This window comes from Lelliottia sp. EB106-05-01-XG201, assembly GCF_058791735.1.
The window spans coordinates 654,527-680,674 of the sequence record NZ_JBYTDV010000001.1; the positions used below are offsets into that span (position 1 = coordinate 654,527).

A 26,148-nucleotide genomic window follows, 5' to 3' on the forward strand; every position below is an offset into this window, starting at 1 on the left:
GAATATATTCCTAATTAGATCCAAATTGTTGCAATGCATTTTCATAAAATATTAGTTACATGATAATAAAACAATGTTTAATGTATTGTTTATGAGGACAGACAAATGGCGTGTAAATATAAAAATTAATGGAAGTGTTGCAATGGTGGGGTTGTTTCAATGAATTGGTTATAATAAGGCGCATATATTAAAAATAAAGCGCCTCAATATTTCTAAATTATAGGATTGCATCAAAATCACGTTTTATACTAATAAGAGTAGTGATTTTATGAGCCAACTGGTCATTGTTGAATTGGCCTGAGTTATATTTCTCCATAACTTCATCCATTTTTCTTGTAATCATATCATTAACATCTTTGCATTGTTTTGCAAAGATTCTTTTTTTTCGAATGTACACTCTATTCACTCGGTTAAGTAACATTTTATTGATCATGTAATTACCTGGTCCATTGTCATCTGTAGATTCAATTTCACCAGTATCCATTATATTCATATAGTCATAGAAATCATGTTTGAATCTATCAATATATCCTTTTTTATCAATAAAAGTTGCACCATCAACGGTATCTAAACATCCTTTCCAATCATTGCTCTTTAAAACGTTACACTTTTGGCATGATAAGTATAAATTGTTAGGGTGATTAGTAAGGCTTCCATTAAACTTATTTACAAAAACCTGTTGTGGCCGAAAATGATCCAAAGAAAAAGGGTCTCCACCACACTCTTTTTCAGATGCATCACAATATACACATCGATGGAAGCAGTCATCTGCTATTTTTGGATAGTTATCTTGATAATTAGCATAAAAATTACCTCTATTGCTATGATATTGATTTTCTTCTCTTCTTACTAATCTCGGGAAAAAAAGATTATTATTCATTATCTAGTCTCTCAATCATATTTTTTATTTCTATCAATCTTTGGGTTTTATCTTGCAGTTCCTGAGTATCGGCAGTAGTAATAATGCTTTCATCAGATAATATTTTGCTTCTATTTGAATTCAATAGATTAAATTCGTCTTTTTCTTCTGGAGATAAAGGTTCTGCTAATGATTTACTTAAGAGGTAGTCAAATCTCGTTTCATTATCGCTTTTTATTTGTAAGTTGGTATTAATATGTCTAAGAAAACGTTGTGCAAGAATATTTTGACTGACGTTCCATTCGCCTTTATCAATCAAAAATTCTATGTCACCTAAGTTATTTACCACTTTGGTGACATCACTAGTTAGAATATATATTGGGATTCTCCTGTCTGTCATTCTTATTTTTTCAATAAGGGCTGCGCCTGTATATTCTGCATCACCAGTGAGGGTTAAATCTTCATCAATAATATACATGATTTTATGATCTATTTTATCTAATTCTTTAAGCATTAAATCAATAGATTCACTTGGGGGTAATGTTAACACCTCCGCAATTCCAGCAAACATACGTTTTAATCTTCTTTTGTAGGTATCCCTAACTTCTTCTTGATCATCAATAAATATAATTTTTTCAATCATTTTAAATATCCTGGTTTACTTCAATGTAAATTCCTGCACCACCTAGTGGCGAATTTTTTTTGGCAAACACATTACCACTCATATGTTCATGCACTTGATTATGCACTATGGCAAGTCCCATCCCTGTTCCGATAACATTTCCAGTGCGGTCTCGTTTTGCGCTTTTCATTGGCAAAAAGATTGTCTCTTCATGGCCTTCCTCTAACCCACATCCAGAATCTTCAAAAGAAATACGTAATTTTGTTCCTCCAACACGCTCAAAAGTTATTCGAATGAATCTCTCATTCTTACCTTTAAAAGCAAGAGCCCATAAGGTATTAGTGATTATATTAATAGCTATACTTTCCCAGTCAATCTCGAATGAACGGACATTGAAATCTTCTTTACGAATTTTATAATAAATAAAATCGTATTCAATTCCCATTCTCGAAAGAGTGCTGCCCATTACGTTTAAAATATACTCAAACACATGCGGTACATTTATTTTTTTTCTTCTCCTTTTGTCCGGTGTTATATTATTGATAGCAAGTTTAGAAAAGTTATTCACATATGTGACACTTCCTTTAACTGTGGCACAAATTTTTTGCATTTCAGCGTAATCAATTGGAATCCCAAATTTCTTTGCATCTAATATTGTCTCAAGTATCTCATCAGTATTATCAAGGGCTAGGGCAGCCTGAGTTCTTATCTCATGACCAAAGCATACTGTAAGAATTCCAATTGAAGCGAGATTAGAAAGGGTATTTTTTTCTTCAATAAGTTTTAGTCGTTCTTTTTCAAGAGAATCATAATAATCTTGGAGAGCTTTTTCATGATTTAATTTGGCCTTCTCAAGCTCTTTAACTCGCTGGTATAATAATACTGCGCTAGGAACTATTCTTTTTTTGCGTGATTTTTTCTTCACATGGGCAATTTTCTTAACATTTTCTAATGCTTCGGACAAATCATGAGAAGATTTACTTAATATTAACTCTAGCTCCTTTGATAAGTCAGTTTCTCCATCTCCTGAAGCTGACTTATGTGCTAGTTCTTCAAACATTTCAATTGATTTTAGTGCAAAAGTCCTCATTTGGAAAAACGCATCATTTTCGACAATCCCCTCGCGGTTTGCCTGATCGTCAAGTATAGCGTTTCCCTGTCTTGAGATGCTTAACGCACCAATTATTTGTCCTGGCCCTACTCTCCATCCCCCTTGATTTATACCACCAGGGCTTTGTGCCTTCCTATAACCAAGATCTAGCCAATCGCCTTTGCCACTGGGCTCTCCATAAGGACGAACGCGGAAATCATCCCTATAAATTCTAACTCCTCGATTTAATTCCATAAACTTTGACCAATCTCTAGCAGTTAAGTTGACTTTTGCCAAAGATTCTTTTTTTCGAGCTAAGTAGTAAAAATCAAATTTAATAGGACCAAATAAAGGTTTTTCCCCTTGGTTAATAATCCATCTTTCCCATGGGATTGGTTCATGTTCAATAATCTCACCACTTTCATTATTGGTGAATGTTGTTTTAACTCGATTATATTTATCTATAACGGCACTTATTTTCCAACTTGCACCTGCAAGTATGTCTTGAGAATCTATAGTTCTAACAATTTTATTGTTCTTTGTATGTATTTGTAATTGTATTGAAAAGTCATTAATAGCTCTATAAGGAGAAATTAATAGACGTAGCTCATTACTCAAAGCGTCGATAAACTCTTCAGTCCAAATATCTCTTAACCCAATTAAGACAATGTAAGTCCCTTGTTCTTCTCTATTACTAAAAATTTCACCATATTTATCATCGATAGGAAGATCTAATTCATATATGCTGTGGTGAATTTCACTTAATGATTTTTCTGTGTTCTCATAATTCCGCCAATCAACATCCAGCTGAATGACACTTGTTGAGTTTTTTTTCTTTGTAAATAAAATCATTCGTTTACAAAGTCTATCTATCCCTAAACGACCTAGTCCTTTTGCCCCTGTCAGTAGCCGTTTTTTGTTACTTGAAAATTCAGCAATAGACTTGTTATCTGTTCCAATTCGAAGCCAGTGCGACATTAACGTCGCGCTATCCATTCCTTGTCCATCATCTTTTATAACTAGGGTTGACACAGCGTTTTGTGAACGTAAGTAAAAGTCAATACTGATATTTTCAGCATCTGCATCATAAGAGTTTTTTATTAACTCTGATACTGCTACTGTTGAGCTTGAAATACTTTCCCTGCCAAGTTGTAAAGTAACTCTAGCTGAAAAATCAAAAGGTTTTTGGGCTATCAGTCTACGGGCCATAACATTATCCTTAATTTAGTGGGATATCTTTAACGGCACTTACTGTCAAATGTCTAAGGCGGATTCTCTCATTAAGAAATGAGTTTGTAGCATCAGATTTTAGAATGTCTAATAATATAAGGCAATCACTTAGTTTTAAACTTTTAGGTGTTACAACCATCATATGGTTTTCAACAGCTACATTTTCTTTGAGGTTTACAACTGTTGCTGAAGCTCTGAACCGATCGGTAGGGCTGGATGTTCTTTTAATTAAAACAAACGGGGGTTTTAAAACGGTGCCTTCAAACTGGCGCCGTTCATTGGAGTTCGTAACGATTTCCCACGCAGGAGTGTTTTTGGGGTGAAAATAGGCATATTCAGGGCCCTTTAGTGGATCTCTATAAGCCACAAGTGGGCCAATACGAACATCGTACAAACTTGATAATGATAAAGATGATGGTTTTTCAGCAATCCACTTTATTCCATCTACAGTATTTTCGTTTAAAATCCCTGATAACACAAAAACATCTACATCTGTCTTCGAGTTAAATCTTCCCCATACAGAGCAAATTCCTTTAATATTTTTAGCTATGAATGTTCTAAAGTCAACATATCGACTACCTGAACGAAGGACATCAGGTAGTATTGCACTAATATTGCAATTTGTAGGTAGTGTCCTAACAAATATGTCTAGAAAAACTCCAGCTGAGTTCACCTTTCCAGTTTTCCAATAATTTTTTTTAGGTGAAGGGCAAACTGTAAATGGTGGGTTAATAATCGCATGTGTAACGCTACTTAATTCTTCTTTAGTCAATGTTAAAGCATCTTTTACTTTAATATTATCGAGAAGCGAAATTGCAGTTTCTATGCAGCAATCGTTTATCGCTCCGCGAGATAATATATCTGTAATTATTCGTAATTTGCTTGCTTCAACAAAAAAAGGATATATGTCATAGCCCCAAAGAATTTTACCCCATACTTTGAGGGTTTCTGATAAAGTATTCTTTATATCTAACTGTCGTGAACATGCAATAAGTAAATTTCCAGCACCGCAAGTTGGGTCAAGAATGATGGAATTTTGTGAAATTGGCTCACAAAAAGAGGTAAGCGTTTGCTGTGCAAGCGCTTCTCCAGTAAAGAAACTACCAGCAACTCTCATATCTTCAATTGAGAAATGATCACGCATCGTAGCATCTAACCTATCTAAATCAATAGGTTGGCGATCATCTGTGAGATTCGATGATAAAATTACTTCTCTTAAGTATGCGTTATGTGTTTTGAGGTTATCCATGGTTCACAATACTAGATTGACTTTAGTATGAATATAGCATTTCTTCAAAAAACATCTCAAATGGTTTTTGAACGAATTACAGTATCTATGTCAGCTTTTGATCCTTCTCTTTAGAGTTATCTGTCTCTCTAACTAATTCATCAAGTTGTCAATGTTATTGTATTAATTATTCTTTTAGGCTTTAAATATATGTTTACGATGCCATTCCATATAGAAGATAGTTTGATGTGGTAGCTGAGTTATTTTCTCTGGCAAACCCAGTCTGTCGCAAGTGCCAAAATCAAGCTGATTGCTAATTAATATTTCGCCTCCGTTAGCAAATGAAATCCATCCCGAATCGAATAATGCATCAATATGGGCTGTAAGCATAATGCCGTTATACGGATCCAAACGTTCTTGGGCAGTTAGACAATCGGACCACCGCTTTATATGGCTAGCTTTCAATAATGGCTCGAAGCTAATTCCAGTAACTGGGCAAGCGGGATAAATCTTTAAGCAACTATTACGAAAGGTACCTTGCCCAATTCTTGCCTGAATTAAAGCGGTTTTTGTAGTTTCATTGAGAGATATATCTTCTGCAATCATATTGATGTCGTGTTTAATCAAGTCAAAGTGATCCGTTAAATCATTTTCATATGGTAATAAAAGCGGTTTCTCAAATCCAAGCTCATTACTAAGTGCATTCTGAAGTGGTAAGGGTAGATATTTATCGATAATCTGTCGTGCCAAAATATCTATTAAAGAGTTATGATTTTTTAGTTGATAAAACGATAATGTATCAAAACCGCCAGATACATCGTTCTCAATTGCTTCGGCCAAAGAAGGCTCTTTCTTGCTTGCTAATAAATGAGGATTACTGCATTCCAGACTCCAAAAACCATCACTCCGCAGTCTCCAGAAAGGCATGATGGTTTCATATACCTTACGTTTGGGACCATAGCGCTTAAGCAAAGATTGCAGTGAAAGATGGATTTCCGTTTGGAAATTAAACAACTGACCATGTCCCTGCTTATAGCGAGAAAGAACATACAGAATAAGTAAAGGCTTATTCAACGCTGGTGCATTGTCGTACCAGGCCGTTTTCATTTCAGCAATTTTTTGACTCAGAGATTTTGCAATAGTCATGGTTCTGTTACAGGAATCATTAGTTTCTGCGATGATGCTCGCAAAACCCCTCCCAATCAACCACCCACCTCTCACAACCAACAAAAAAGGCGCCCATCGGCGCCTTCCCCACTCAATTGATTTTTCAGCCTTTCGAACTCTTCGCCGATATCACCCCGACAAACTCCACCACTTGCTTCTGTTTACGCGCTGAAAGCTTACTCACCTCGCGCACCAGCTTCTCCATCTCCGTCTCTTCCGGTCCTGGTTCGCGTGCGGTCAGGATCATGCAGCCTTTCATCACCTTCACGTCCACTTTGGTGCCGGTGCTGAATCCGGCTTCATCCAGCCAGTAGCCCTTCATGATAAAGGCTGGCATACGGGCGTGATCGTGAAAACGGCTCGCATAACTCACGGTGAAGGTGCGGTTATCGGCGGGGAACACTTCTGGTTCAATTGAATCTGCAATACAATCGACGTTAGTCATGGTTACTATTCTCCGTAAATAGTGATTGTGATGAGCGGTGCGGACGTGTTGGCGCATGTCCGCACCGCGTTATGAATACCTGTATATTTAATCAGGAAAATATTTAAAGTCCAGCTGAATACAAAACGTAATAAGCGTTATTCGGAGTGATTTGAATATATAAAAATAATGAATTCATTATTCACAATATATATTGCCGAAATAAGTTTTTAATTAATTACGCTCACTCGATCTCCGCACCCTCAACCTTCCCGCCAGCGTCACATGCGTCGCCGCATCTTCCTGATTGCACAGATACTCCACGGCCAACCGCCCCAGCTCGCTATAAGGCAGCTGAATACTGGTCAGCGCCGGGGTCAGCTGTTCGGAAATCTTCTGATCGTCGTAACCTGCCAGCAGCATGTCCTGCGGGATCTGCACGTTGTTCACCGCCAGCGCCTGATAGCAGCCGATCGCCAGCCAGTCGCTGGCGCAGAAGATCGCGTCCGGGCGTTCCGGCAACGCCAGCAGGGACTCGGTCGCGGTGAAGGACTCGCTGAACTGCCAGTTGGTCGGGCGAACCAGACTCTCGTCGAACGCCAGTCCGGCCTGTTCGAGTGCGGCCTGGTAGCCCGCCTTACGCTGGCGGGTGGCCTCCATCCAGCTCTCGCCGGTGATGTGCGCGATGCGCGTGGCCCCCTGAGCAATCAGATGGCGCGTCACCTGGAAGGCGTTGGCGAAGTCGTCGGGAATGAACGACGGCAGCAGCGGGGAGCCGGGGTCGCGCTGGTTGAGCAGCACCAGCGGGAGCTGCGTACAGTCCTGGAAATCGGTCATGTCCACCAGGGTGGTGACGGGGGAGGCGAGGATAATCCCCACGCAGTTGCGCTTCTCGAGCTGGCGGATGATGTTCAGGGCCAGCTCCACGTCGTCGCCGTAGTCGTACACGGTCAGCAGCGTCTCGTTGCGCCAGGCCGCATCCCGCGCCTGGCTGATGGCGTCAATAAAGGGGTCGTAACTTTGCAGGGAGCTGACCAGCAGCGCGACCTCTTCCTGGTTGCGCGGCGCGTGGATGGCGGGCAGGCGATTGTAGCCGAGCTCGGCGGCCACGCCGATTACCCGCTGGCGCGTCTCGTCGCTGAGCTTGATGTTGCGGGACTGATTGAGCACCAGCGAAACCGTCGCCTGCGACACCCCCGCCGCACGCGCAATATCGTTCATCGTGATTTTGTTTTTCCGCTTCATCCGCTCGCTCCCTCTTGAGAAACAGCATCATACCTTAACCGTCTTCCAAAGCGCGGTCGATCACGTTTCTTATGCGCTCAAGCCTGAACTTTGTGATTGCTGTCGCTTTTCTGAATGCGCCAGTTTGCTCATTTATAGTTCAACTAATATTTATTAGCTAAATATTATCAGCAAGTGAGGCGACGATGAAACAGCAGTGGAGCAAAGAACAGGCGCAGGCGTGGTATCAGCAGAAAGGGTGGCTGTGCGGGTTTAACTATCTGCCGTCGACGGCGGTGAACTGGACGGATATCTGGCAGCAGGAGACGTTCGATCCCGAAACCATTGACCGGGAACTCGGCTGGGCGGCGGACGCGGGCTACAACACCCTGCGCATCAACCTGCCGTTTATCGTCTGGGAGCACGATCGCGACGGATTGCTGGCGCGTATTGACCACTTTCTGACACTTGCTGACCGCCACGGGTTCAGCACCATGCTGACGCTGATGGACGACTGCGGATTCTCGGGCGACGAGCCGTATCTCGGCCCGCAGAAGCCGCCGGTTCCGGGGAAACACAACAGCCAGGCGGCGGCGAGCCCAGGGCGCGACAAAGTGTGCGATCGCGACTGCTGGCCGCAGATTGAGCGTTATATCCGCGACGTTATCCGCCAGTTCCGCGACGACAGGCGCGTCCTGGTGTGGGATCTCTATAACGAGCCGGGCAACCGCGGGATTTTTGCGACGGGCACCGTGGAAGTGCAGTACGACGAAAAACTGGAAAGCTACGCGCATGAGCTGATGAAACGGGCGTTCGAGTGGGCGCGGAAAGAAGATCCGGAGCAGCCGCTGACGGTCTGTGCGTGGCGCGTGTCGCCAGATGCGGAAGTGGAAGGGGAGACATTCTTCCAGCACCCGCTCGATCAAACCGCGCTGGAGCTGTCGGACGTGGTGAGCTACCACGCCTACCTCAACACCGGGCGCATGACCGCGATTATCCAGCAGTTACAGCAGCTTGGCCGCCCGATGTTCTGCACCGAATGGCTGGCGCGCCACGTCGGGAGCACCATCGAAGAGCAGCTCCCGCTGATGTACACCGCGAAAGTCGCGCCGTATCAGTGGGGCCTGGTGCGCGGCAAAACCCAGACCTGGCTGCCGTGGCCGGTGATCATGACCGGCTCCACAGATTACTGCCGCCTGTGGTTCCACGACGTCTTCGAGGAAAACGGCATCCCGTTCTCGCGCAGCGAAATCGCCCTGATGCGCAAGCTGCGCAAAATCGCCCCGCAGCCGCAGGCATAACAATAACGATCCGGCGGTACGCCGCCGGACAGCAAGGTACGCACTATGGCAACGACAATGAAAATACCGTCTCGCGAGTTGTGGTCCTATTTTGGCTATGGTTTAGGTCAGTGTTTTAGTTTTGGTTTAGTGGGTTCATTTATTAACTATTTTTACACCGACGTGCTGGGGATCTCGGCCCTGGCGGCGAGCTCGATCTTCCTGATTGCCCGCGTCTGGGATGCTGTTCACGATCCGCTGTTCGCCAGCATTATGGACACCATTAACAGCCGATTCGGCAAGTTCCGGCATTTTTTACTTATCGCTCCGCTGCTGATTACCGGCGTCACGCTGCTGTCGTTCTATAAAATCGAAGCAGACATGACCACCAAAATCCTCTACGCCGGGGTGACCTATATTCTGTGGGGGACGCTGTACGCGATCTCCGATATCCCGTTCTGGTCGATGTCGTCGGTGATGACCAACGACTCGGGCCAGCGCACCCGCGCGGTGACGGCGGCGATGCTCGGCGTCAATGCCGGGATCGCCTGCGCGAATATCTTCTTCCCGAAACTGGCGGCGTTTTTTGCCCAGTACAGCAACGACAAAGGCTATTTCATGGCCGCGCTGGTGATGATGCTCTTTGGCCTGCCGCTGATGTTAAACGGCTTTATGCAGATTAAAGAGCGCGTCCCGCCGAGCGCGGAGAAGGTGACGATGCGAGACACCTTCCACAATCTGCGTCAGAACAAACCCCTGTTCGTCATCCTGCTGTCGTTCTTTTTCTGCGTGTTCCATAACGTCGCCAACGGGATTTACATCTACTTCTTTATCTACAACCTCGGCGACGGCAGCCTGCAGATGGCGATCGGCATTATGGGGATCGTGGCGGCGGTGGTGTGTCTGATTGCGCCGATGCTGACGCGCAGGATGCAGAAGCGAAAACTGTTTATGATCCTCTGCGGGCTGGATATCGCGGTGCGTGCGGTGATGTGGTTCGCCGGGTATCAGCACACCGCGCTGCTGTTCCTGCTGCTTGGCCTCAGCACGCTATTCGTGATGATGAGCAATATCCTCACCTCGTCGATGATCGCCGACACCATCGAGTACGCTGAGTACCACACCCATAAACGCTGTGCGGCGATCACCTTCTCCGGACAGACCTTCACCGGCAAGATGTCGGTGGCGGTGGGCGGGGGCTTGATCGGCGTGTTCCTGACGATGATCGGCTACGTGCCGCAGGCGCAAACCCAGAGCGATGGCGTGCTGACCGGGCTGTTCTTCGGCATCTGCCTGCTTCCGGCGATTGGCTCGCTGATCCGCCTCGGCTGCATGTCGCGCTTCACCTTTACCGAAGAAAAACATGCGGAGATTTGTCGTCTGCTGGCGGAGCGCCGCCACGCTTCCGCGCAGGATGTGGAAGGCGACGAGCGTCTGGATCGCCCGGTCTCGGTGAATTAGCTTTTGTGGACGCCTGCCCGGCAGGCGTCCACCAGTCCCTCAGAACACCGGCACGCCCAGCCCCTGTTTCACCTCTTTGAGCGTCGTCTGCGTGAGCTCGTGCGCCCGTTCGCTGCCGTTTTTCAGCATCGCCATCAGCTGACTTTTGTCCTGAATGTAGGTCGCCCGCCGCTCGCGCATCGGCGCGATCAGCTCCTGCAGACACACTTCCAGCTCGTTTTTGCAGGTTCTGTCACCCAGTCCGCCCTGCTGGTACTGCGCTTTCATCGCCGCGACTTTAGCTTTGTCCGCGTGGAACGCATCCAGATAGGTAAACACCACGTTGCCCTCGACCTGCCCCGGGTCGCTCACTTTCAGATGGTTCGGGTCGGTATACATCGCGCTGACGGCGCGGTGGATGGTCTCTTCCCTTGCCGAAAGGTGCAGGGTGTTGCCGAGGGATTTCGACATTTTGGCGTTGCCGTCGACGCCCGGCAGGCGGCTGGTGTCGCTCAGCATCGCTTTGCAGTGGCGCAGCACCGGGGCGGGCAGCAGGCTATTCATCTTGTGCACGATTTCGTTGGTCTGCTCGATCATCGGCAGCTGGTCATCGCCGACGGGCACCACTTCCGCTTTGAAGGCGGTGATATCCGCCGCCTGGCTGATGGGGTATACGAGGAACCCTGCGGGCAGCGAGCGGGCAAAACCTTTCTGGGCGATTTCATTTTTCACCGTCGGGTTGCGCTCCACGCGCGCCACGGTGACGATGTTCATATACAGCATCGTCAGCTCGGCGAGCGCGGGCAGGGCGGACTGCAGGCAGATGGTCGTGAGATCGGGGTCGATGCCCGCGGCGAGATAGTCGGCCAACACTTCGGGGATGTTATCGCGGATTTTTTGCGGGTTGCTGCCGTTATCCGTCAGGCCCTGCAGGTCGGCGACCAGCACAAACTGTTGATAATCCTGCTGGAGCGCGACGCGCTGGCGCAGCGAGCCGACATAGTGCCCAAGATGCAGAGGGCCAGTCGGACGGTCGCCGGTCAAAATAATAGTTTTGGTGTTCATGTAAGACTCCTTAAGGTTTAAAAGCCGAAAGACGTCTTAGAAATGCAATAGCCGCCTTTCGGCGGCTATCTGAAAAAGAGGGAAAACAATTCCGGGCCGCCTTTAAGAAGGCAGCCACCACTGGGTGTGATGGAAAGCGGGGAGGTGTTTTCTGTTCATTGAATTACCGTATCATGTTCTGAGCGAAACACAACAGGGGATCCTATGCTGCAATCACTGAACCACCTCACGTTGGCCGTCAGCAACCTGCAAACCAGCGTGAATTTCTGGCGCGATCTGCTGGGGTTGTCACTCCATGCGCAGTGGGACGCGGGCGCATATCTCACCTGCGGCGACCTCTGGCTGTGCCTGTCGTTCGACGAAACCCGCAACTACGTTCCGCCTGAGAAGAGCGACTACACCCACTATGCGTTCAGCGTTGCACCCGAAGATTTTGACGCTTTCTCGCACAAGCTGGAGCAGGCGGGGGTTACCGTCTGGAAAACTAATAAAAGCGAAGGCGCGTCGTTCTATTTTCTCGACCCGGACGGACATAAGCTGGAGCTGCACGTGGGCGATATCGCCGCGCGGCTGGCGGCGTGTCGGGAAAAACCCTATGCGGGGATGCGGTTTTATTCTTAGAACGACTCCCCGACCAGCTCAATCCGGTTCCCGTCCGGGTCGGCGATCACCGCCTCGTAAAATCCGTCCCCCGTCATGCGCGGCGCGCTCAGAAGCGTGCCGTTCTGCTGCGCCTGTTCCGCCATGCGATCCACATTGGCTTTGCTGCCAACGTTGAGAGCGATATGTGCCCAGCCGACAAATTCAGGATGCACGGGCGCGTCCGCCAGTTCCGGGACCGTCATCAGCTCAATCGTCGGGCCGTCGGTGAGCGTAATAAAGTGCGACTCAAAGCCAGGGCGGTTTTTACTGATGTATTTCTCGTTGCTGCGACCCCCGAAAACCGTTTCCCAGAACTGAACCTGAGCGGGCAGGTTGCGGGTCCAGAGTGCCACATGTGCAATGTTCATATTAAGCCTCGTTGTTTGCTGCGCGTAGTTGAGTGATGTTCCTGGAACCGGGCGGGCAGCTCTTCGCGGTGCACTTTCTGCTGCGATCGCTCCGTGTGGCTGACGGGCTGGAACCAGAATCCGTCGTAAGGCTGGTTAGCCACAAGCGGGTGAGACGGTTTACTGCGTTTCATCATCAGGCTCCCTTCCAGGTTGCATTGATTGACAGGCTGAGCGTCATGCAACATTATGCGCATTGATGCTCGATTTGGATTTTAACAGGACTCTTTATGCTCGATTATGCTGCTTTTCCGGAACAACGACAAGACCTGATCCGCAAGATCCTTCAGGAGAACGGCAGGGTGGTCTGTACGGAATTAGCGACGCAAATGAAAGTCTCTGAGCACACGATTCGCCGTGATTTACATGAGCTTAGCAAAGAAGGCCTGTGCAAAAAGGTCTACGGCGGCGCGGTGCTTCAGCTGCCAGATGCGGGAAATTTCCTCGCTCGCGAGCAAAAAAATCCTGCAAAAAAAGACATGATCGCGCAGAAAGCGGCAACCTTTATCAAACCCGGCAGCTGCATTTTTATGGATACCGGCACCACCAACCTGGCGCTGGCGAAGGCATTGCCAGCGGATTTAAAGGTGACGATCGTGACCAACTCACCGGCGATCGCGGCGGAGCTGCTGCGCCATCCTCTGTGCGAAGTGATCATGACCGGCGGGCAGATCCAGCGCGCCTCGGGCGGTGCGGTCGGGGCGACGGCGGCCAGTCAGATCCAGGGGATTATTTTCGATCAGGCCTTTATTGGCGGCTGTGCGATGGACCCCGAAATGGGGCTGACCGGCTTTGATTTTGCCGACTGCGAGTTCAAGAAAGCGGTTATTGCCCAAAGCAATCAAACCATCGTGGCGCTGACCACCGACAAAATCCCCGGCGTGGCGCGCTTCGTGGTCGCCAGGACCCGTGATATCGACGTGCTGGTGGTGGAAGCGAGCATGAACCCGGATGTTCTCAGCGCGTTCGCGACCCAGGATGTTCGCATTGTGTGCGCCTGACGACTTTGCCTGGCAAAACAGGCTACACTCTGACTTTGAGCGCTAAAAGCCGAGGATAACAACAATGCACTTCACACAGAAAGATCGCGATAACACAGAAAAATCAGAAGGGAAAAACGGCGCGGGCGCACTTGCGCAGAAATTGCTCGAGTCCCGCTCGATCATCATCTCCGGCGAAATTGACCAGGCGCTGGCCGAGAAAGTGATCACTCAGTTGATCCTGCTGCAAAGCGTGAGCAACGATCCGATCAAGCTGTACATCAACAGTCAGGGCGGCCACGTGGAAGCGGGCGATACCATCCACGACTTTATCAAGTTCATCCGCCCGGACGTGCACGTGATCGGCACCGGCTGGGTGGCGAGCGCCGGGATCACCATCTTCCTGGCGGCGAAAAAAGAGCACCGCTATGCGCTGCCAAATACCCGCTTCATGATCCATCAGCCGCTGGGCGGCGTGCGTGGTCAGGCCACGGATATTGAGATCGAAGCGCGCGAGATCATCCGCATGCTGGATCGCGTGAACAAGCTGATTGCGGACGCCACCGGCCAGCCGCTGGAAAAAGTGAAAAAAGACACCGACCGTAACTTCTGGATGTCTCCTGGCGAGGCGCTGGATTACGGCATCGTCGGCAAGATCATCACTCAGTATGACGAGCTGAAACTCGATTAAGTGTTCCAGAAAGCGCCCGGTTACGGGCGCTATCGTTCATGTAAAACGATCGCCGTCCAGCTGGGCCTGGTGATTTCCGGAAACTCCGGATACGGCTCCAGCCGCGTACAAGCCCCCGCCCAGATATAGGTATCTTCTCCCACCCGATACCAGTGCGCATTGCCCTCCACCGCATCACCCACCACCGCCCCCTGAATCGTCACGCGACTCCCGGCAGGCAGTTCATTCGCGACGGGCGAAAATACCGACGGATTATCTCTGCGAGTGAAAACACCCATCGTGGTTTTCACGTTTCCAGAAACCGGGAGTTCAGTGAAGTCGCTCATATCGCCTCGTGACAGTGCGCGCTTATTAATTAACGATATAAGCCGCTAAGGATCGGGCGATAACCATAAAGGCTGAAACTGTCACGGTGTGTCATGCGAACGGTTGAAGGGGGAGACATTTGGCGGGCAATGGCTCCCGATGAAAAGTCATGGTGACTTCCCCGTCATCTCCTGTACTGACTGTGACTCCCATGAAATCTGCAATCGTCAGCCTGGCGCCGTATGTCATGAGTTCATCCTCTCCGATTCCAACGCAGTAAGCCCCGGCAGAAACGGCTGACGTCACCCCGCTTCGGGAATCTTCAAACACGAGGGTGTTCTCGGGAGATACTGCAAAACGCTCGGCAGCAAGCAGATAGGGGTCGGGGAAGGGTTTACCGCGCGCAACATCATCGCGTTCGACAATGACTGAAATACACTCCTGAATGTTAAGCATCGCGGTCACGCGATCGATCTTTTCTCTCCAGCCGCTGGTGACAATCCCCACCTGTACGCCTGCTGCATGGAGCGAACGGATAAGCTGCCCGACGCCGGGAATGGGATCATATTCCGCCGTATTTTCCACATGAATAATATGTGCCTGAACGCACTGTTGATCGGAAACAGGCAACTCGCTGAAGAGCGCATGAATGGTGTGAGGGCCGGGCTGACCATGAATATGTTTAACGATCTCCTCCTGTGAAATCGTCTTACCATACATTTCAGCCGCTTCTCGCCAGGCGCGCTCAATAACGGCATTTGAATCAATAAGCACGCCGTCCATATCAAATAATATCGCTTTAATTCGGGTTCCAGAGTAAGCCATATTTGTCTCCCTGCAATCGGCTAAAAGTCACAACGAGGCGTTATCATGGCGTGGCGACAGGGGCGTGTATAATTCCCTTTTATTCAGGATTTGATAAATGAAAGGAATCGATATCAAGTTACTGCGTGCGTTTATCACTCTGGCTGACGTCGGAAGTTATCATCGTGCAGCGCAAAATCTGTATATGACGCAACCCGCTCTTTCAAAGCAGATCCAGGCACTGGAAGTGCTGACCGGCGGGTCGTTGTTCCAGCGAGGTCGTCACGGGGCTTCGTTGACCGATGCCGGAATACGGCTCTATCCGAAAGCGGTGGCACTTTTACACTCCCATTCCTTGTTCCTGAGGGATGCTCAGGAAATATGTCAGCAAACCCCTAAAAAATTAACCCTCGGTTTTGGTATTTCGTCATTTCATACTGTTCCTGCCTGGATTAACCAATTTCGTCAGCAGTTTCCGGACTGTGAAGTCATCATTAACCCCATCCCTTCGAGCTTGCAGACAAAAATGTTGCTGGAGGGGAGTCTTGATATTGGGTTTATTCGCCTCCCGGCTGCCGAATTATTGACGACAAAGATTATTCATACCGAACAGTTGATTCTGGCTGTCCCATCCGACAGTCATATCCAGTCTGACAATATTCAGCATGGTTTTTTGTCTTATCCATTACTTCAGTTAGACCCCGCCACCCATCCTTGTCTGGCCGCGCAAACGACGCAGTTACTTAAACATTTTCCTTCTTGCACGGCGCCCATTTCAGCGACCGCTGACATGGCTACGCTGTTAGCGCTGATTACCGGCGGAAACGGTATCGCCATTCTTCCCGAAAGCGTCAGGCATTTTTTACCCGCTGGAGTGCGACTCGTCGCGCTGTCGCAAAACCCAATTCACTGGGATATCGGCGCGGTGTGGAATGCGAAGATCGTTAACCCGCGACGCGATGATTTTTTGCAGATTGTTGATGCGTCAGCCAGCGTTAAGGCGTGCTAATTGTCGCTATGGCGGCTGAATCATCCGCAATTGACCCACGACAAAGCAACCGCCCGGCCCGTCTCTCATAATCGCACCTGTTTCCCTTCTCACTGGTGCTTTCCCATGGCGTATCAACTGAATCTCAACTGGCCGGAATTTCTCGAAAAATACTGGCAAAAACAACCCGTTGTGCTGAAAAATGCCTTCCCGAATTTTGTCGATCCGATCACGCCTGATGAGCTGGCGGGCCTGGCGATGGAGCCGGAAGTCGACAGCCGTCTGGTCAGCCATTTCAACGGTGAGTGGCAGGCGAGCAACGGTCCTTTCGAACATTTTGACGGTCTGGGCGAAAACGGCTGGTCACTGCTGGCGCAGGCGGTGAATCACTGGCATATGCCGTCCGCTGAGCTGGTGCGCCCATTCCGCGTGCTGCCGGACTGGCGTCTGGACGATCTGATGATCTCCTACTCGGTGCCCGGCGGCGGCGTTGGCCCGCATATCGATCAGTACGATGTATTTATTATTCAGGGCATGGGGAGCCGCCGCTGGCGCGTGGGCGATAAGCTGCCGATGCGTCAGTTCTGCCCGCATCCGGCGCTGCTGCACGTTGATCCGTTCACGCCGATCATCGACGAAGATCTGGAGCCGGGCGATATCCTCTATATTCCGCCTGGATTCCCGCACGACGGCTTCACGCACGAAACCGCGCTGAACTACTCCGTTGGTTTCCGTGGGCCAAACGGCCGGGACCTGATCAGCAGCTTTGCTGACTACGCGCTGGAAAACGATCTGGGTGGCGAGCACTACAGCGATCCGGATCTGACCTGCCGCGAACATCCGGGCCGCGTGGAGCAGTACGAGCTCGATCGTCTGCGCAGCATGATGATCGAGATGATCAGCCAGCCGGAAGATTTCAAAAAATGGTTCGGCAGCTTTGTCAGCACCCCGCGTCACGAGCTGGATATCGCCGCGGCTGAACCGGCCTACGAACCGGAAGAAGTGCTCGATGCCCTGCAGGGCGGCGAAACCCTGTCTCGTCTGAGCGGTCTGCGCGTGCTGAACGTCGGCGGCAGCTTCTTCATCAACAGCGAACAGCTGGAAACAGTGGATGCGAAAGCCGCTGACGTGCTGTGCCGCTACACCGAGTTTGGCCAGGACGAACTGGGCGACGCGCTGCAAAACCCGGCGTTTGTCGCTGAGCTGACGGATCTGATCAACCAGGGCTACTGGTACTTCGAAGAGTAATCCGCTCGATGAACATGGCGGCGGCGTAGCCTTTGCGCCGCCGCAATGTTATGGTTCCTGCGTCATCCGCCCACGCAAACGCCATCATGAACCTTGCCGCACAGCCTGATCTCTCAACCAAACGCCTGTTCTGCGTGGAAGATTTTATTGGCTTCGGCGAGCGCTACGGCATCGATTATCGCTTTCCGCATCTGGCAGACAACGCCCGTCACGACAGCCCGGTTCTGCACGGGGATGTCGAAGAGATGACTCTCTCCTCCGGTATTTCCCTGACGCACTCCGACGTGCGCGTGCTCCAGCCCTATGAAACCACCTCTCGCCACAGCAGCCCGCTTTATATGCTGGTGGTGCTGGAAGGGTGCGTCACGCTGACGTTGAACGGCGAGGAGTATCAGGTATTGCCGGGGATGGCGTTCAGCTCGCAACTGAGCGAACAGCAGGCGATGAGCGCCCGCCACGACGCAGATTGCACCCTGAAAACCCTCTCTTTTGGCGTCTATCCGAACCATGCTGATTGTGAGAGCTTACTGGAAACACTGCTCCTGGAATGGCAGCGCCTGCATGCGCCGACGTTCGTCTGGCCGGTGCCTGGGTTTGTGCTGATCGGCATTCAGCATGCGCAGCAGAAAGGGCTGAGCGCCGTATCGCGCAAGCTGTTGCTCGAAGGGCTGATGTATCAGCTGCTCGGACACGGTCTGAATCAGTGCCAGCCGCAGGCGGCTCGCGGTGCTCTGCCGCCATGCGGGGAGTTTGCGCGTCTGGAACGTATCCGGCGCATGCTGGAACAGTCGCCAGAACAGGAATACAGCCTCGCGCAGCTGGCGACACAGGCGGCGATGAGCCCGGGCAGCCTGCGGACCAAGTTCCGCCACGCCTACGGCAAAACGGTGTTTGATTATCTGCGCGACTGCCGTCTCGAGCTGGCGCGCCGCTATCTGCTGGAAGGGCACAGCGTGCAGCAGGCCGCGTGGATGTCCGGGTATCAGCACGCGACCAACTTCTCCACCGCGTTTCGCCGTCGATACGGCATCTCCCCCGGCGATCTGCGCCGACACGGCTAACGCACTTTTCCCCATCGCGCGAATGTCTCGCGCACAGTTTGTCATTGCGCATACGTCACCTGGCGTTACGCATAGCTGTTTGCGATCTCAAAAAGGTAATAATTCTTATTAACAATTAGAAATACCTTTGGAGACTTTCATGTTCGCTCAATCACGGCTGGCACTGCTGGTGGGATGCGTTACCGGCAGCGTCGCGTTCCCTTTGCTGGCGCAGGATACGCCGAAAAACGACACCGTCGTTGTCACCTCGCAAATGCAGAGTGGCGCGACCAAGCTTGAAACGCCGGATATCGAAACCCCGCAGTCCGTGTCGATCGTGACGCGCGAGCAGTTCGAAGAGCAGGGCGCGACCAGCGTGCGTCAGGCGGTGAGCTATACGCCGGGCGTCTACAGCAACCAGATCGGTGCATCGAATCGCTTTGACTACATTGTGCTGCGTGGCTTCTCCGACGGCAGCCTGGACAACGTCTATCTCGACGGCCTGAAGATGATGGGGGATACCAACTCCCACAGCTCGCTGGTGGTCGATCCCTGGTTCCTGGAAAATATTGAAGTGGTGCGCGGCCCGGCATCGGTGCTGTATGGTCGTTCATCGCCGGGCGGGATTGTGGCGCTCACCTCGCGCAAACCTTCCTTCGATGCGGGCGGTGAAATCAAACTCTTCGCCGGGAATAACGACCAGCGCGGGGCGATGTTCGACGTCACCGGGCCACTGGACGACAACGACCGCGTGGCCGCCCGTCTGAGCGGGATGACTCGCTACGCCGATTCCCAGTTCGGCCCGCTGAAAGAAGAGCGTTACGCGCTGATGCCGAGCCTCACCTGGCGCATCACCGACAACACGCGCCTCGACCTGATGGCCTATCTGCATCGCGATCCGGAAGGCGGGAGCCACTCCGGCCTGCCGTATGAAGGCACTGTTGTTCCTCACGACGGCCATAAAATTTCCAATACCTTCTTTGAAGGCGAGGACGATTACGACAAATACGACCGTCGCGAGAACATGGTCGGGTACAACATCGAGCACATGTTTGATAGCGGCTGGTCGGTGCGCCAGAAGCTGCGCTACCTGCATACCAAAGTCGAGCTGAATCAGGTGTATGCCGCGGGCTGGCTGAACGAAACGGATCTGAATCGCGGCTATTCCGGCTCTGACGAGAAGATGAACGCTATCACTCTCGATAACCAGGTCGACGGCAGTTTCGACACCTGGGCGGTGAACCACCGGGTGCTGATCGGTCTGGATTATCAGGATCGCAGCAACAACACCACCGGCTATTACGGCGATTTCCCGCCGATCAACGCCTTCCATCCGGTGTACGGCGCGAAGCCGAACTCCATCACTATGTACAGCAAAGAGAAGCACAAGCTGCGCCAGACCAGCTACTACCTGCAGGATCAGATGTCGCTTGACCGCTGGCGTCTGACTCTGGGCGGCCGTTACGACCAGGTGAGCGTGTCTAACATCGACAAGCTCAACAGCAGCCGCAGCGATCTGGATAAGAACAACTTCAGCAGCCGTGCGGCGCTGCTGTATCTGTTCGACAACGGCATCGCGCCGTACATCAGCTACTCCACCGCGTTCACGCCGACCAGTTTTGCCGATGAGAACGGCCAGATCCTCGATCCCATGAAGGGCAAGCAGTGGGAAGCGGGCGTGAAGGTTGAGCCGGAAGGGATGAACAGCCAGTTCAGCGCGTCGGTGTTCCGTATCAATCAGAAAAACATCGCCACCAAAGAGGAGCCGACGGATCCGTATCGTTCCATCGGTGAGATCGAATCGGAAGGTGTGGAGCTGGAAGCGATCGGCCAGCTGACCGACAGCCTGCGCGTGCAGGCGGCGTATACCTATACGGATATTCGCTACAAGAAGAGCAGCCCGGAAGAAGAGGGCAAACGCGCGGTCTACGCCCCGCGTAACATGGCCAGCACCTGGCTGAGCTACGACGTCAAAACCGGTCCGCTTGACGGTCTGACGCTCGGTTCCGGCGTGCGCTACGTGAACGGCGTGACCAGCGATCGTCAGAACACGCACACGCTGCCGTCTTATACGCTGGTGGATTTGGCGGTGGGATACGATCTGTCGAAGCTGGGTGTGAAAGGGTTGAGCGCGCAGTTGAACGTCAATAACCTGACGGACGAAAGCTACGTGGCGGCGTGTAACTCGCTCTCTTATTGTTACTTTGGGGCGGAGCGCAGCATCGTGGGGAGCGTGTCCTGGAAGTTCTGATGTGAGTTTGTGCGGCCTGACGCCCGGTGGCGCTGCGCTTACCGGGCCTACAAAAGACCACGCCTTTCTGCATTTGTAGGCCGGGTAAGGCGCAGCCGCCACCCGGCAAACCTACTCCTCCATGGCGATATAAATCGCCTCGCCCATTTTCTTCAACGCCTCGCGGTTTTTCTCGGTGGGCGGCAGGGCGACGTTGATCCGCAGGCAGTTACGGTATTTCCCCGAGGCGGAAAAAAGCGACCCCGCCGCCGCCTGAATTTTCAACGCACACAGCTGTTTACTGACGCACACCATATCCACCTGTTCCGGCAACTCCACCCACAGCAAAAAACTCCCTTTTGGTCGCGTCACGCAAATCTCACACGGGAAATACTGGCGCACCCAGCAGGTGTACCGCTCCATATTCTGCTGATAAATCTGGCGCATACGCCGCAGATGCCGGTGATAATGTCCGTCGCGGATAAACGCCGCGACCGCCATCTGCGTGGCCGGAACGTTAAACCCACCCGCCGCGTATTTCATGTGCATCACCCGGTCGTAATAGCGGCCCGGCACAATCCAGCCGACGCGCAGCCCAGGCGCGACGGTTTTGGTAAACGAACTGCACAGCAACACCCGCCCGTCGATATCAAACGAGTGGATGGTGCGCGGACGCGGATAGTCCGCCGCCAGCTCGCCGTAAATATCATCCTCGACGATCACAATATCGTGCCGCTGCGCCAGGGCCAGCACCTGCCGTTTGCGCGCTTCCGGCATGATAAAACCGAGCGGGTTGTTGCAGTTCGGCACCAGAATCACGGCCTTGATCGGCCACTGCTCCAGCGCCAGTTCGAGGGCTTCAATGCTGATCCCGGTTTCAGGATCGGTCGGGATCTCGATCGCTTTAATATCAAACCCGCGCAGCATCTGCATCGTGCCGTGAAACGACGGCGACTCCACCGCCACGATATCCCCCGGTTTGCACACAGACAGCAGCGCCATCGACAGCGCGCCGTGACAGCCGTTGGTGATGACAATCTCCTCCGCCGCGACGGTCGAACCGCCGTCGAGCATCAGCCGCGCAATCTGCTCGCGCAGCTCTTTGCGCCCCTCCAGCACGTCGTAGCTCAGCATCTCCGCCGGGTTGTGCTGCGCAATGCGGCTCATCTCGCGCCACAGGGGTTTCAGGCTCGGCTGGGTCAGATCCGGCGAGCCGCCGCCAAAGGAGATCATCTCCCGATCGCCGCGTGCATCGAGCAGCATCATCACTTCATCCCACTGGGTCACGTCGACCGGGCGCTGTACCGGGCGGGTCATCGCCGGAACCGGCGGCAGGGCTTTCTTCTGAGAGACAAAATAGCCGGAGCGCGGCTGGGGGGTGATCAGCTGAAGATTTTCGAGGATCTGATAGGCCTGCTGAATGGTGCTGATACTGACGCCGTGCTCTTGGCTCAGCGCGCGTACCGACGGCAAACGCTCGCCGCTGCGATACAGCCCTTGTTCAATGCGCTGCGCCAGCAGATTGGCCAGATGTTGGTAACGCGTCATGCTGTATCCTCGGTTATCACCATACAGATTGTTAAACCAGTACAGATCGCGGCGGGAATCGCCATGCAGATTCATTTTTAGCGGATCTGTATGTTAAAGAAAAGTTGTTTTTGAATCTGTATTGTAAAGCCCAATTCCGACGATGATAGAGCCTCAAACAGCGTGAGGAGAAGATCATGGAATTCAACGAAAACCGCCCGTTCAGGCCTTTTATCGGCTTCGTTTATGTCTGGCAGGCGTTTGTGAAATGGCGTCGTCGCGAGCAGACGCGGCGCTTACTGCAGGGCATGAGCGATGAACAGCTGCGGGATGTCGGGTTAACGCGCAATGATGCATGCAATATCTGAACAACAGGCATTTATCTGCACGGCGGCAGATAAATGCCTGAGCATTACTCGACTTTCGTGATGCTGGTGTTTTCCGCGATGCGGCGCAGATATTCGTTATTTTTAAACGCCACCATGATCAGCTCGAACATCACGCGACAGCCGATCAGGCCGAAGAACATGCCAAAGAAACCGGCAATCAGGTGTTCGGTGAACATGGTGTAGATGCCGCTAACCAGAATACACAGCATGGCGATCCAGTAGAAAAAGACCAGCACACGCGGCGTTAACAGATAATCAAACCCTAAAATTGACTTCATTTTCTTGTCCTTAGAAAAATGTCGGAATCCGACGAAATAAGCTCGCGGAGTATACCCAGAGTTGTTCCGCCCCGTACACCTACGAAAAAAGTCTCGTTGTAGACTTGCTATTCCAGCAGGCGCAGCGTCTCGGCCAGCGGGCGTCGCAGCAGTTCCAGCGCCTCTTCGAAGCTCCGCACATTGTTGTACCCCATCACCAGCCCGTAGCGTTTGCCGGAGCCGCGATACCACTCGGAGAGCGCATTGACCTGCAGTTGCTGTGCCTGCCAGCAGCGGGCGATTTCGCGGTCGCAGCTGCCTTTGGTCAGGAACGCCACGATGTGCATTCCGCCGTCGTTTTGCTCGGTGAAAAATCGCTCGCCGTAAACTTCCCGCAGGGCGGCAATCATCCAGTCGCGGCGCTGCTGATACAGCGCGCGCATCTTTTTGAGATGACGGAAAAAGTGGCCGTCGTTAATAAAGGCGGTGAGGATTTTTTGCGTCAGCACCGGCTGGCCGCTGGCGACGATATCCGCGCAATCGGTAAAGGCCTCGACGGTGCTGGCGGGCATCACCAGATAGCCCATGCGCAGGGACGGCATCACGGTTTTGCTGAAGGTGCCCATAAAGATCACCCGATCGTGACGATCGAGGCTTTTTAACGAGGGCAGCACTTTGCGGGTGTAATGAAATTCGCCGTCGTAGTCGTCCTCGATGATCCACGCGTTATTCTGCGTCGCCCAGTCGAGCAGCTGCTGTTTGCGTGGCAGCGAAAGGGTGACTGCCAGCGGGCTCTGGTGCGACGGCGTGACGATGGCGAAACGGGCGTCGCGGTGGTGGCGCAGCAGATAGTCCGTATCCATACCGGAACGATCCACCGGGACGGTATGCAGGCGCGGGACGATCCGTTTCAGCAGCTGCTGGCCCATAAAATAGCCCGGATCTTCAAACACCACTTTGTCGCTGCGACTCGCCAGCGTGTCGAGGATTAGCCGCAGGCTGCCGCTGTACCCGCTGGTGATCAGCACCTGTTCCGCCGTGCAGGATAAGCCGCGCGAGATATTCAGATAGCTGGCAATGGCCTGACGCAGGGGAGCCCAGCCCATCACCGGCGGGTTTAGCATCTCCTCCTGGCGCATGGAGCGCGTCGCCTGACCCGCCAGCAGCAGCCACTTTTTATAGGGAAAACTGTCCAGCGCCGGAATGCCCGCGCGCAGAAAACCGGCGCGTTCGCGCTGGGTGATCAGGGATTCCGGCAGCGTGCCGGTGGCCTGTTCGGCGGGGGCGGATGGCTTCGCCGGGAGATTCAGATCCGGATTCACCCGCGTGCCGCGCGCGCCCTGGCTGACCAGATACCCTTCTCCGATCAGGATCGCATAGGCGGTTTCGACGGTTTTGCGTGCCACTTTCAGCTCTTCGGCCAGCACGCGAATGGCAGGCACTTTGTCGCCGGGCTTCAGCACGCCGCGCGTAATGTTGTCGCGATAGCGGGTATAAATGTCGTGATAGCCCGATTTCATGTCCTACCTCGTTTCAGCAGTTTTGTATCTTTTTACTATGTCATGATCGGCGTAGATTTGCCCCATCGCATTTGATATGCCGCACAATAAGAGGAAAGACAATGAGCACTCGCGTTAACCACCATAAAGCCACACCTGCCCTGGCCAAAGCCCTGTCCGATCTGAGCATGGCAGTCGGCAAAACCTCCATCGAACCGGCCCTGAAGCACCTGATCGACATCCGCGTCTCCCAGCTGAACGGCTGTACATTCTGTCTGGATATGCACTCTAAAGAGGCGAAAATCGCCGGTGAGCGCGAGCTGCGCCTGTATCACCTGACGGTCTGGCGCGAATCTCCGCTGTTCAGCGCCCGCGAGAAAGCCGCGCTGGCCTTCACCGAAGCTCTGACGCACATCACCGTGGAAGGGATCAGCGACGAGCTGTACCGCAGCGTGTCCGAGCACTTCTCCGACACCGAGATTTCCGAGCTGAACTTCGCCATCGTGGCGATCAACGCCTGGAACCGCCTGGGGATCACCTCGCGCATGGAACCTGGCGCGATGGACGTGGCTTACGGGTTGAACAAGGCTAACCTGGAATAATCCCACGCTCGCGAATCAGCGCCACCAGCGCCCGCAGCCCCGGCGGAACGTGCCGGTGGCCGGGATAGTAGAGACGCAGTCCGGCAAAGGGCTGCGTCCAGTCATTGAGAACGCTCACCAGTTCTCCTGATGCCAGCGCATGCTGGATATAAAGTTCCGGTAAAAACCCAATCCCTAATCCCGCTTTGACCGCCCGTATCGAGGCAAACAAATCTGATGTCGCAAAACGCGGTGGGACCGCCAGCTCATAGCGCTCGCCGCGTCGCTCCAGCTCCCAGCGATAAATTCCCCCGTGTGCCATTCGCATGCCAATCCCCTGATGATGCAGCAAGTCATCCGGCGTTTGCGGGACGCCGTGGCGGGCAAAATAGTCCGGCGTGGCGGTGACGAGCTGGCGGATATCGGCGGTGAGCGGGATGGCGATCATGTCCTGCGGGACGGACTCTTCCAGACGGATCCCCGCATCAAAACCCTCGGCGACAATGTCGATCAGGCGCGCTTCGCTCGCCGTTTCCACGCGCATTTTCGGGTAGCGGATCATGTAGTCGATCAGCAGATCGTCGAGAAACAGCGGGCCGATGTTGTTCGGCACGTTCAGGCGCAGGGTTCCGGCGGGTTCGTCCGTTTCGCTGTGGATCTCTTCGCTGGCCTGGCGGATCTCCTGCAATGCCGGGCCGATCCGCGCCACGTAGCGTTGCCCGGCGTCCGTCAGTGCGACGCTGCGCGTGGTGCGATTAAACAGCCGCGTCTGCAGGCGGCTTTCCAGCCCGGCGATGGCGTTGCTCACTGCCGTGGCGGACATGCTCAGCTCCTGTGCCGCACCGCGAAAACTGCCGCGCCGCACCACGGCCATCACTACTTCCAGCTCTGTCAGCCCTGAACGATGCATAGATTATCCTGAAAATCGAA

General features: G+C 52.2%; 27 protein-coding genes. 11 read left to right on the top strand and 16 right to left on the bottom strand.

Annotated features, from left to right (window positions below):
* Positions 1-217: 217 nt before the first annotated feature.
* The 7 genes from AC3WS9_RS03060 to AC3WS9_RS03090 all read right to left on the bottom strand — a co-directional run bounded on the left by AC3WS9_RS03060 (position 218) and on the right by AC3WS9_RS03090 (position 7,865).
* Positions 218-880, bottom strand: coding sequence for an HNH endonuclease (locus AC3WS9_RS03060; RefSeq protein WP_492486637.1), 663 nt, complete (start codon positions 878-880; stop codon positions 218-220).
* Positions 873-1,502, bottom strand: coding sequence for a hypothetical protein (locus AC3WS9_RS03065; RefSeq protein ID WP_492486639.1), 630 nt, complete (start codon positions 1,500-1,502; stop codon positions 873-875). Before AC3WS9_RS03065 ends, AC3WS9_RS03060 begins: the two co-directional genes overlap by 8 nt.
* 1 nt (position 1,503) lies before the next feature.
* Positions 1,504-3,780 carry an ATP-binding protein gene (locus AC3WS9_RS03070; RefSeq protein ID WP_492486641.1) on the bottom strand — a complete coding sequence of 759 codons (2,277 nt, stop codon included), beginning with the start codon at positions 3,778-3,780 and terminating at the stop codon, positions 1,504-1,506.
* 10 nt (positions 3,781-3,790) lie between these two features.
* Positions 3,791-5,050, bottom strand: a complete 1,260-nt coding sequence (locus AC3WS9_RS03075; protein WP_492486643.1) for a DNA methyltransferase family protein — start codon at positions 5,048-5,050, stop codon at positions 3,791-3,793.
* 174 nt (positions 5,051-5,224) lie between these two features.
* Positions 5,225-6,175, bottom strand: a complete 951-nt coding sequence (locus AC3WS9_RS03080; RefSeq protein ID WP_492486645.1) for an HNH endonuclease — start codon at positions 6,173-6,175, stop codon at positions 5,225-5,227.
* A 124-nt stretch (positions 6,176-6,299) separates the two neighbouring features.
* Positions 6,300-6,641, bottom strand: coding sequence for an endoribonuclease SymE (gene symE / locus AC3WS9_RS03085; RefSeq protein WP_492486647.1), 342 nt, complete (start codon positions 6,639-6,641; stop codon positions 6,300-6,302).
* 213 nt (positions 6,642-6,854) lie between these two features.
* The gene (locus AC3WS9_RS03090; RefSeq protein ID WP_492486649.1) at positions 6,855-7,865 is read right to left on the bottom strand and encodes a LacI family DNA-binding transcriptional regulator; all 1,011 of its coding nucleotides are present in this window, start codon (positions 7,863-7,865) and stop codon (positions 6,855-6,857) included.
* 185 nt (positions 7,866-8,050) lie between these two features.
* Here AC3WS9_RS03090 and AC3WS9_RS03095 point away from each other — a divergent pair, with 185 nt between their 5' ends.
* Positions 8,051-9,145: a cellulase family glycosylhydrolase gene (locus tag AC3WS9_RS03095; protein ID WP_492486651.1), complete on the top strand. Its 1,095-nt coding sequence runs from the start codon at positions 8,051-8,053 to the stop codon at positions 9,143-9,145.
* A gap of 45 nt (positions 9,146-9,190) precedes the next feature.
* Entirely contained in the window at positions 9,191-10,585 is a 1,395-nt protein-coding gene (locus tag AC3WS9_RS03100; RefSeq protein ID WP_285153679.1) for an MFS transporter, read from the top strand.
* A 39-nt stretch (positions 10,586-10,624) separates the two neighbouring features.
* Here AC3WS9_RS03100 and trpS read toward each other — a convergent pair whose 3' ends face one another.
* Entirely contained in the window at positions 10,625-11,629 is a 1,005-nt protein-coding gene (gene trpS / locus AC3WS9_RS03105; RefSeq protein WP_492486653.1) for a tryptophan--tRNA ligase, read from the bottom strand.
* A 204-nt stretch (positions 11,630-11,833) separates the two neighbouring features.
* On the opposite strand from trpS, the gene AC3WS9_RS03110 reads away from it, so the two are divergent.
* Positions 11,834-12,250: a FosA family fosfomycin resistance glutathione transferase gene (locus AC3WS9_RS03110; RefSeq protein ID WP_492486655.1), complete on the top strand. Its 417-nt coding sequence runs from the start codon at positions 11,834-11,836 to the stop codon at positions 12,248-12,250.
* Here AC3WS9_RS03110 and AC3WS9_RS03115 read toward each other — a convergent pair.
* Both AC3WS9_RS03115 and AC3WS9_RS03120 read right to left on the bottom strand, forming a co-directional pair.
* Entirely contained in the window at positions 12,247-12,639 is a 393-nt protein-coding gene (locus tag AC3WS9_RS03115) for a VOC family protein (protein ID WP_492486657.1), read from the bottom strand. The genes AC3WS9_RS03110 and AC3WS9_RS03115 overlap by 4 nt on opposite strands.
* A complete protein-coding gene (locus tag AC3WS9_RS03120) occupies positions 12,636-12,815 on the bottom strand; it encodes a hypothetical protein (protein WP_285157138.1) in 180 nt (59 codons plus the stop codon). The genes AC3WS9_RS03115 and AC3WS9_RS03120 overlap by 4 nt, the downstream gene beginning before the upstream one ends.
* 93 nt (positions 12,816-12,908) lie before the next feature.
* Here AC3WS9_RS03120 and AC3WS9_RS03125 point away from each other — a divergent pair, with 93 nt between their 5' ends.
* Entirely contained in the window at positions 12,909-13,679 is a 771-nt protein-coding gene (locus AC3WS9_RS03125) for a DeoR/GlpR family DNA-binding transcription regulator (RefSeq protein WP_492486659.1), read from the top strand.
* Between the two features lie 64 nt (positions 13,680-13,743).
* Positions 13,744-14,349, top strand: coding sequence for an ATP-dependent Clp protease proteolytic subunit (locus tag AC3WS9_RS03130; protein WP_492486661.1), 606 nt, complete (start codon positions 13,744-13,746; stop codon positions 14,347-14,349).
* A 29-nt stretch (positions 14,350-14,378) separates the two neighbouring features.
* Here AC3WS9_RS03130 and AC3WS9_RS03135 read toward each other — a convergent pair whose 3' ends face one another.
* Together AC3WS9_RS03135 and AC3WS9_RS03140 are read right to left on the bottom strand one after the other, a co-directional pair.
* The gene (locus AC3WS9_RS03135; protein WP_285145150.1) at positions 14,379-14,675 is read right to left on the bottom strand and encodes an SH3 domain-containing protein; all 297 of its coding nucleotides are present in this window, start codon (positions 14,673-14,675) and stop codon (positions 14,379-14,381) included.
* 91 nt (positions 14,676-14,766) lie between these two features.
* The gene (locus AC3WS9_RS03140) at positions 14,767-15,480 is read right to left on the bottom strand and encodes an HAD family hydrolase (RefSeq protein WP_492486663.1); all 714 of its coding nucleotides are present in this window, start codon (positions 15,478-15,480) and stop codon (positions 14,767-14,769) included.
* A gap of 97 nt (positions 15,481-15,577) precedes the next feature.
* Between AC3WS9_RS03140 and AC3WS9_RS03145 the strand changes: the two genes are divergently transcribed.
* From AC3WS9_RS03145 to foxA, 4 genes are all read left to right on the top strand, one after another.
* Positions 15,578-16,468: a LysR family transcriptional regulator gene (locus AC3WS9_RS03145; protein ID WP_492486665.1), complete on the top strand. Its 891-nt coding sequence runs from the start codon at positions 15,578-15,580 to the stop codon at positions 16,466-16,468.
* A 105-nt stretch (positions 16,469-16,573) separates the two neighbouring features.
* Positions 16,574-17,695 carry a ribosomal protein uL16 3-hydroxylase gene (locus tag AC3WS9_RS03150; RefSeq protein ID WP_285145151.1) on the top strand — a complete coding sequence of 374 codons (1,122 nt, stop codon included), beginning with the start codon at positions 16,574-16,576 and terminating at the stop codon, positions 17,693-17,695.
* A gap of 86 nt (positions 17,696-17,781) precedes the next feature.
* On the top strand, positions 17,782-18,756 hold the full coding sequence (locus AC3WS9_RS03155; RefSeq protein WP_492486668.1) for a helix-turn-helix domain-containing protein: 975 nt from the start codon (positions 17,782-17,784) through the stop codon (positions 18,754-18,756).
* Between the two features lie 121 nt (positions 18,757-18,877).
* Complete coding sequence (foxA, locus tag AC3WS9_RS03160; RefSeq protein WP_492490296.1) at positions 18,878-20,986, top strand: ferrioxamine B receptor FoxA; 2,109 nt, start codon at positions 18,878-18,880, stop codon at positions 20,984-20,986.
* A 111-nt stretch (positions 20,987-21,097) separates the two neighbouring features.
* Here foxA and AC3WS9_RS03165 read toward each other — a convergent pair whose 3' ends face one another.
* Positions 21,098-22,513 carry an aminotransferase-like domain-containing protein gene (locus tag AC3WS9_RS03165; RefSeq protein ID WP_492486670.1) on the bottom strand — a complete coding sequence of 472 codons (1,416 nt, stop codon included), beginning with the start codon at positions 22,511-22,513 and terminating at the stop codon, positions 21,098-21,100.
* Between the two features lie 176 nt (positions 22,514-22,689).
* Between AC3WS9_RS03165 and AC3WS9_RS03170 the strand changes: the two genes are divergently transcribed.
* Positions 22,690-22,860, top strand: coding sequence for a DUF1127 domain-containing protein (locus AC3WS9_RS03170; RefSeq protein ID WP_492486672.1), 171 nt, complete (start codon positions 22,690-22,692; stop codon positions 22,858-22,860).
* Between the two features lie 44 nt (positions 22,861-22,904).
* On the opposite strand, the gene AC3WS9_RS03175 is transcribed toward AC3WS9_RS03170, so the two are convergent.
* Positions 22,905-23,159: a DUF4282 domain-containing protein gene (locus tag AC3WS9_RS03175; RefSeq protein ID WP_282493417.1), complete on the bottom strand. Its 255-nt coding sequence runs from the start codon at positions 23,157-23,159 to the stop codon at positions 22,905-22,907.
* A gap of 107 nt (positions 23,160-23,266) precedes the next feature.
* Positions 23,267-24,658, bottom strand: coding sequence for a MocR-like pyridoxine biosynthesis transcription factor PdxR (gene pdxR / locus AC3WS9_RS03180; RefSeq protein WP_492486674.1), 1,392 nt, complete (start codon positions 24,656-24,658; stop codon positions 23,267-23,269).
* A 101-nt stretch (positions 24,659-24,759) separates the two neighbouring features.
* Between pdxR and AC3WS9_RS03185 the strand changes: the two genes are divergently transcribed.
* Positions 24,760-25,239: a carboxymuconolactone decarboxylase family protein gene (locus AC3WS9_RS03185; protein ID WP_285153694.1), complete on the top strand. Its 480-nt coding sequence runs from the start codon at positions 24,760-24,762 to the stop codon at positions 25,237-25,239.
* Here AC3WS9_RS03185 and AC3WS9_RS03190 read toward each other — a convergent pair.
* Entirely contained in the window at positions 25,226-26,128 is a 903-nt protein-coding gene (locus AC3WS9_RS03190) for a LysR family transcriptional regulator (RefSeq protein WP_492486677.1), read from the bottom strand. The two genes, AC3WS9_RS03185 and AC3WS9_RS03190, sit on opposite strands and share 14 nt — an antisense overlap.
* Positions 26,129-26,148: the final 20 nt, after the last annotated feature.

Excerpts from the sequence above, each read along its gene's own strand:
- AC3WS9_RS03140 (WP_492486663.1), bottom strand. The coding sequence starts at position 15,480 with ATGGCTTACTCTGGAACCCGAATTAAAGCGATATTATTTGATATGGAC.
- AC3WS9_RS03185 (WP_285153694.1), top strand. The coding sequence starts at position 24,760 with ATGAGCACTCGCGTTAACCACCATAAAGCCACACCTGCCCTGGCCAAA.
- AC3WS9_RS03065 (WP_492486639.1), bottom strand. The coding sequence starts at position 1,502 with ATGATTGAAAAAATTATATTTATTGATGATCAAGAAGAAGTTAGGGAT.
- AC3WS9_RS03090 (WP_492486649.1), bottom strand. The coding sequence starts at position 7,865 with ATGAAGCGGAAAAACAAAATCACGATGAACGATATTGCGCGTGCGGCG.
- AC3WS9_RS03095 (WP_492486651.1), top strand. The coding sequence starts at position 8,051 with ATGAAACAGCAGTGGAGCAAAGAACAGGCGCAGGCGTGGTATCAGCAG.
- AC3WS9_RS03125 (WP_492486659.1), top strand. The coding sequence starts at position 12,909 with ATGCTCGATTATGCTGCTTTTCCGGAACAACGACAAGACCTGATCCGC.
- trpS (WP_492486653.1), bottom strand. The coding sequence starts at position 11,629 with ATGAACACCAAAACTATTATTTTGACCGGCGACCGTCCGACTGGCCCT.
- AC3WS9_RS03175 (WP_282493417.1), bottom strand. The coding sequence starts at position 23,159 with ATGAAGTCAATTTTAGGGTTTGATTATCTGTTAACGCCGCGTGTGCTG.
- AC3WS9_RS03130 (WP_492486661.1), top strand. The coding sequence starts at position 13,744 with ATGCACTTCACACAGAAAGATCGCGATAACACAGAAAAATCAGAAGGG.
- AC3WS9_RS03115 (WP_492486657.1), bottom strand. The coding sequence starts at position 12,639 with ATGAACATTGCACATGTGGCACTCTGGACCCGCAACCTGCCCGCTCAG.
- AC3WS9_RS03190 (WP_492486677.1), bottom strand. The coding sequence starts at position 26,128 with ATGCATCGTTCAGGGCTGACAGAGCTGGAAGTAGTGATGGCCGTGGTG.
- AC3WS9_RS03145 (WP_492486665.1), top strand. The coding sequence starts at position 15,578 with ATGAAAGGAATCGATATCAAGTTACTGCGTGCGTTTATCACTCTGGCT.
- AC3WS9_RS03075 (WP_492486643.1), bottom strand. The coding sequence starts at position 5,050 with ATGGATAACCTCAAAACACATAACGCATACTTAAGAGAAGTAATTTTA.
- AC3WS9_RS03165 (WP_492486670.1), bottom strand. The coding sequence starts at position 22,513 with ATGACGCGTTACCAACATCTGGCCAATCTGCTGGCGCAGCGCATTGAA.
- AC3WS9_RS03150 (WP_285145151.1), top strand. The coding sequence starts at position 16,574 with ATGGCGTATCAACTGAATCTCAACTGGCCGGAATTTCTCGAAAAATAC.
- AC3WS9_RS03070 (WP_492486641.1), bottom strand. The coding sequence starts at position 3,780 with ATGGCCCGTAGACTGATAGCCCAAAAACCTTTTGATTTTTCAGCTAGA.
- AC3WS9_RS03100 (WP_285153679.1), top strand. The coding sequence starts at position 9,191 with ATGGCAACGACAATGAAAATACCGTCTCGCGAGTTGTGGTCCTATTTT.
- AC3WS9_RS03060 (WP_492486637.1), bottom strand. The coding sequence starts at position 880 with ATGAATAATAATCTTTTTTTCCCGAGATTAGTAAGAAGAGAAGAAAAT.
- symE (WP_492486647.1), bottom strand. The coding sequence starts at position 6,641 with ATGACTAACGTCGATTGTATTGCAGATTCAATTGAACCAGAAGTGTTC.
- AC3WS9_RS03135 (WP_285145150.1), bottom strand. The coding sequence starts at position 14,675 with ATGAGCGACTTCACTGAACTCCCGGTTTCTGGAAACGTGAAAACCACG.
- AC3WS9_RS03120 (WP_285157138.1), bottom strand. The coding sequence starts at position 12,815 with ATGATGAAACGCAGTAAACCGTCTCACCCGCTTGTGGCTAACCAGCCT.
- AC3WS9_RS03110 (WP_492486655.1), top strand. The coding sequence starts at position 11,834 with ATGCTGCAATCACTGAACCACCTCACGTTGGCCGTCAGCAACCTGCAA.
- AC3WS9_RS03080 (WP_492486645.1), bottom strand. The coding sequence starts at position 6,175 with ATGACTATTGCAAAATCTCTGAGTCAAAAAATTGCTGAAATGAAAACG.
- pdxR (WP_492486674.1), bottom strand. The coding sequence starts at position 24,658 with ATGAAATCGGGCTATCACGACATTTATACCCGCTATCGCGACAACATT.
- AC3WS9_RS03170 (WP_492486672.1), top strand. The coding sequence starts at position 22,690 with ATGGAATTCAACGAAAACCGCCCGTTCAGGCCTTTTATCGGCTTCGTT.
- AC3WS9_RS03155 (WP_492486668.1), top strand. The coding sequence starts at position 17,782 with ATGAACCTTGCCGCACAGCCTGATCTCTCAACCAAACGCCTGTTCTGC.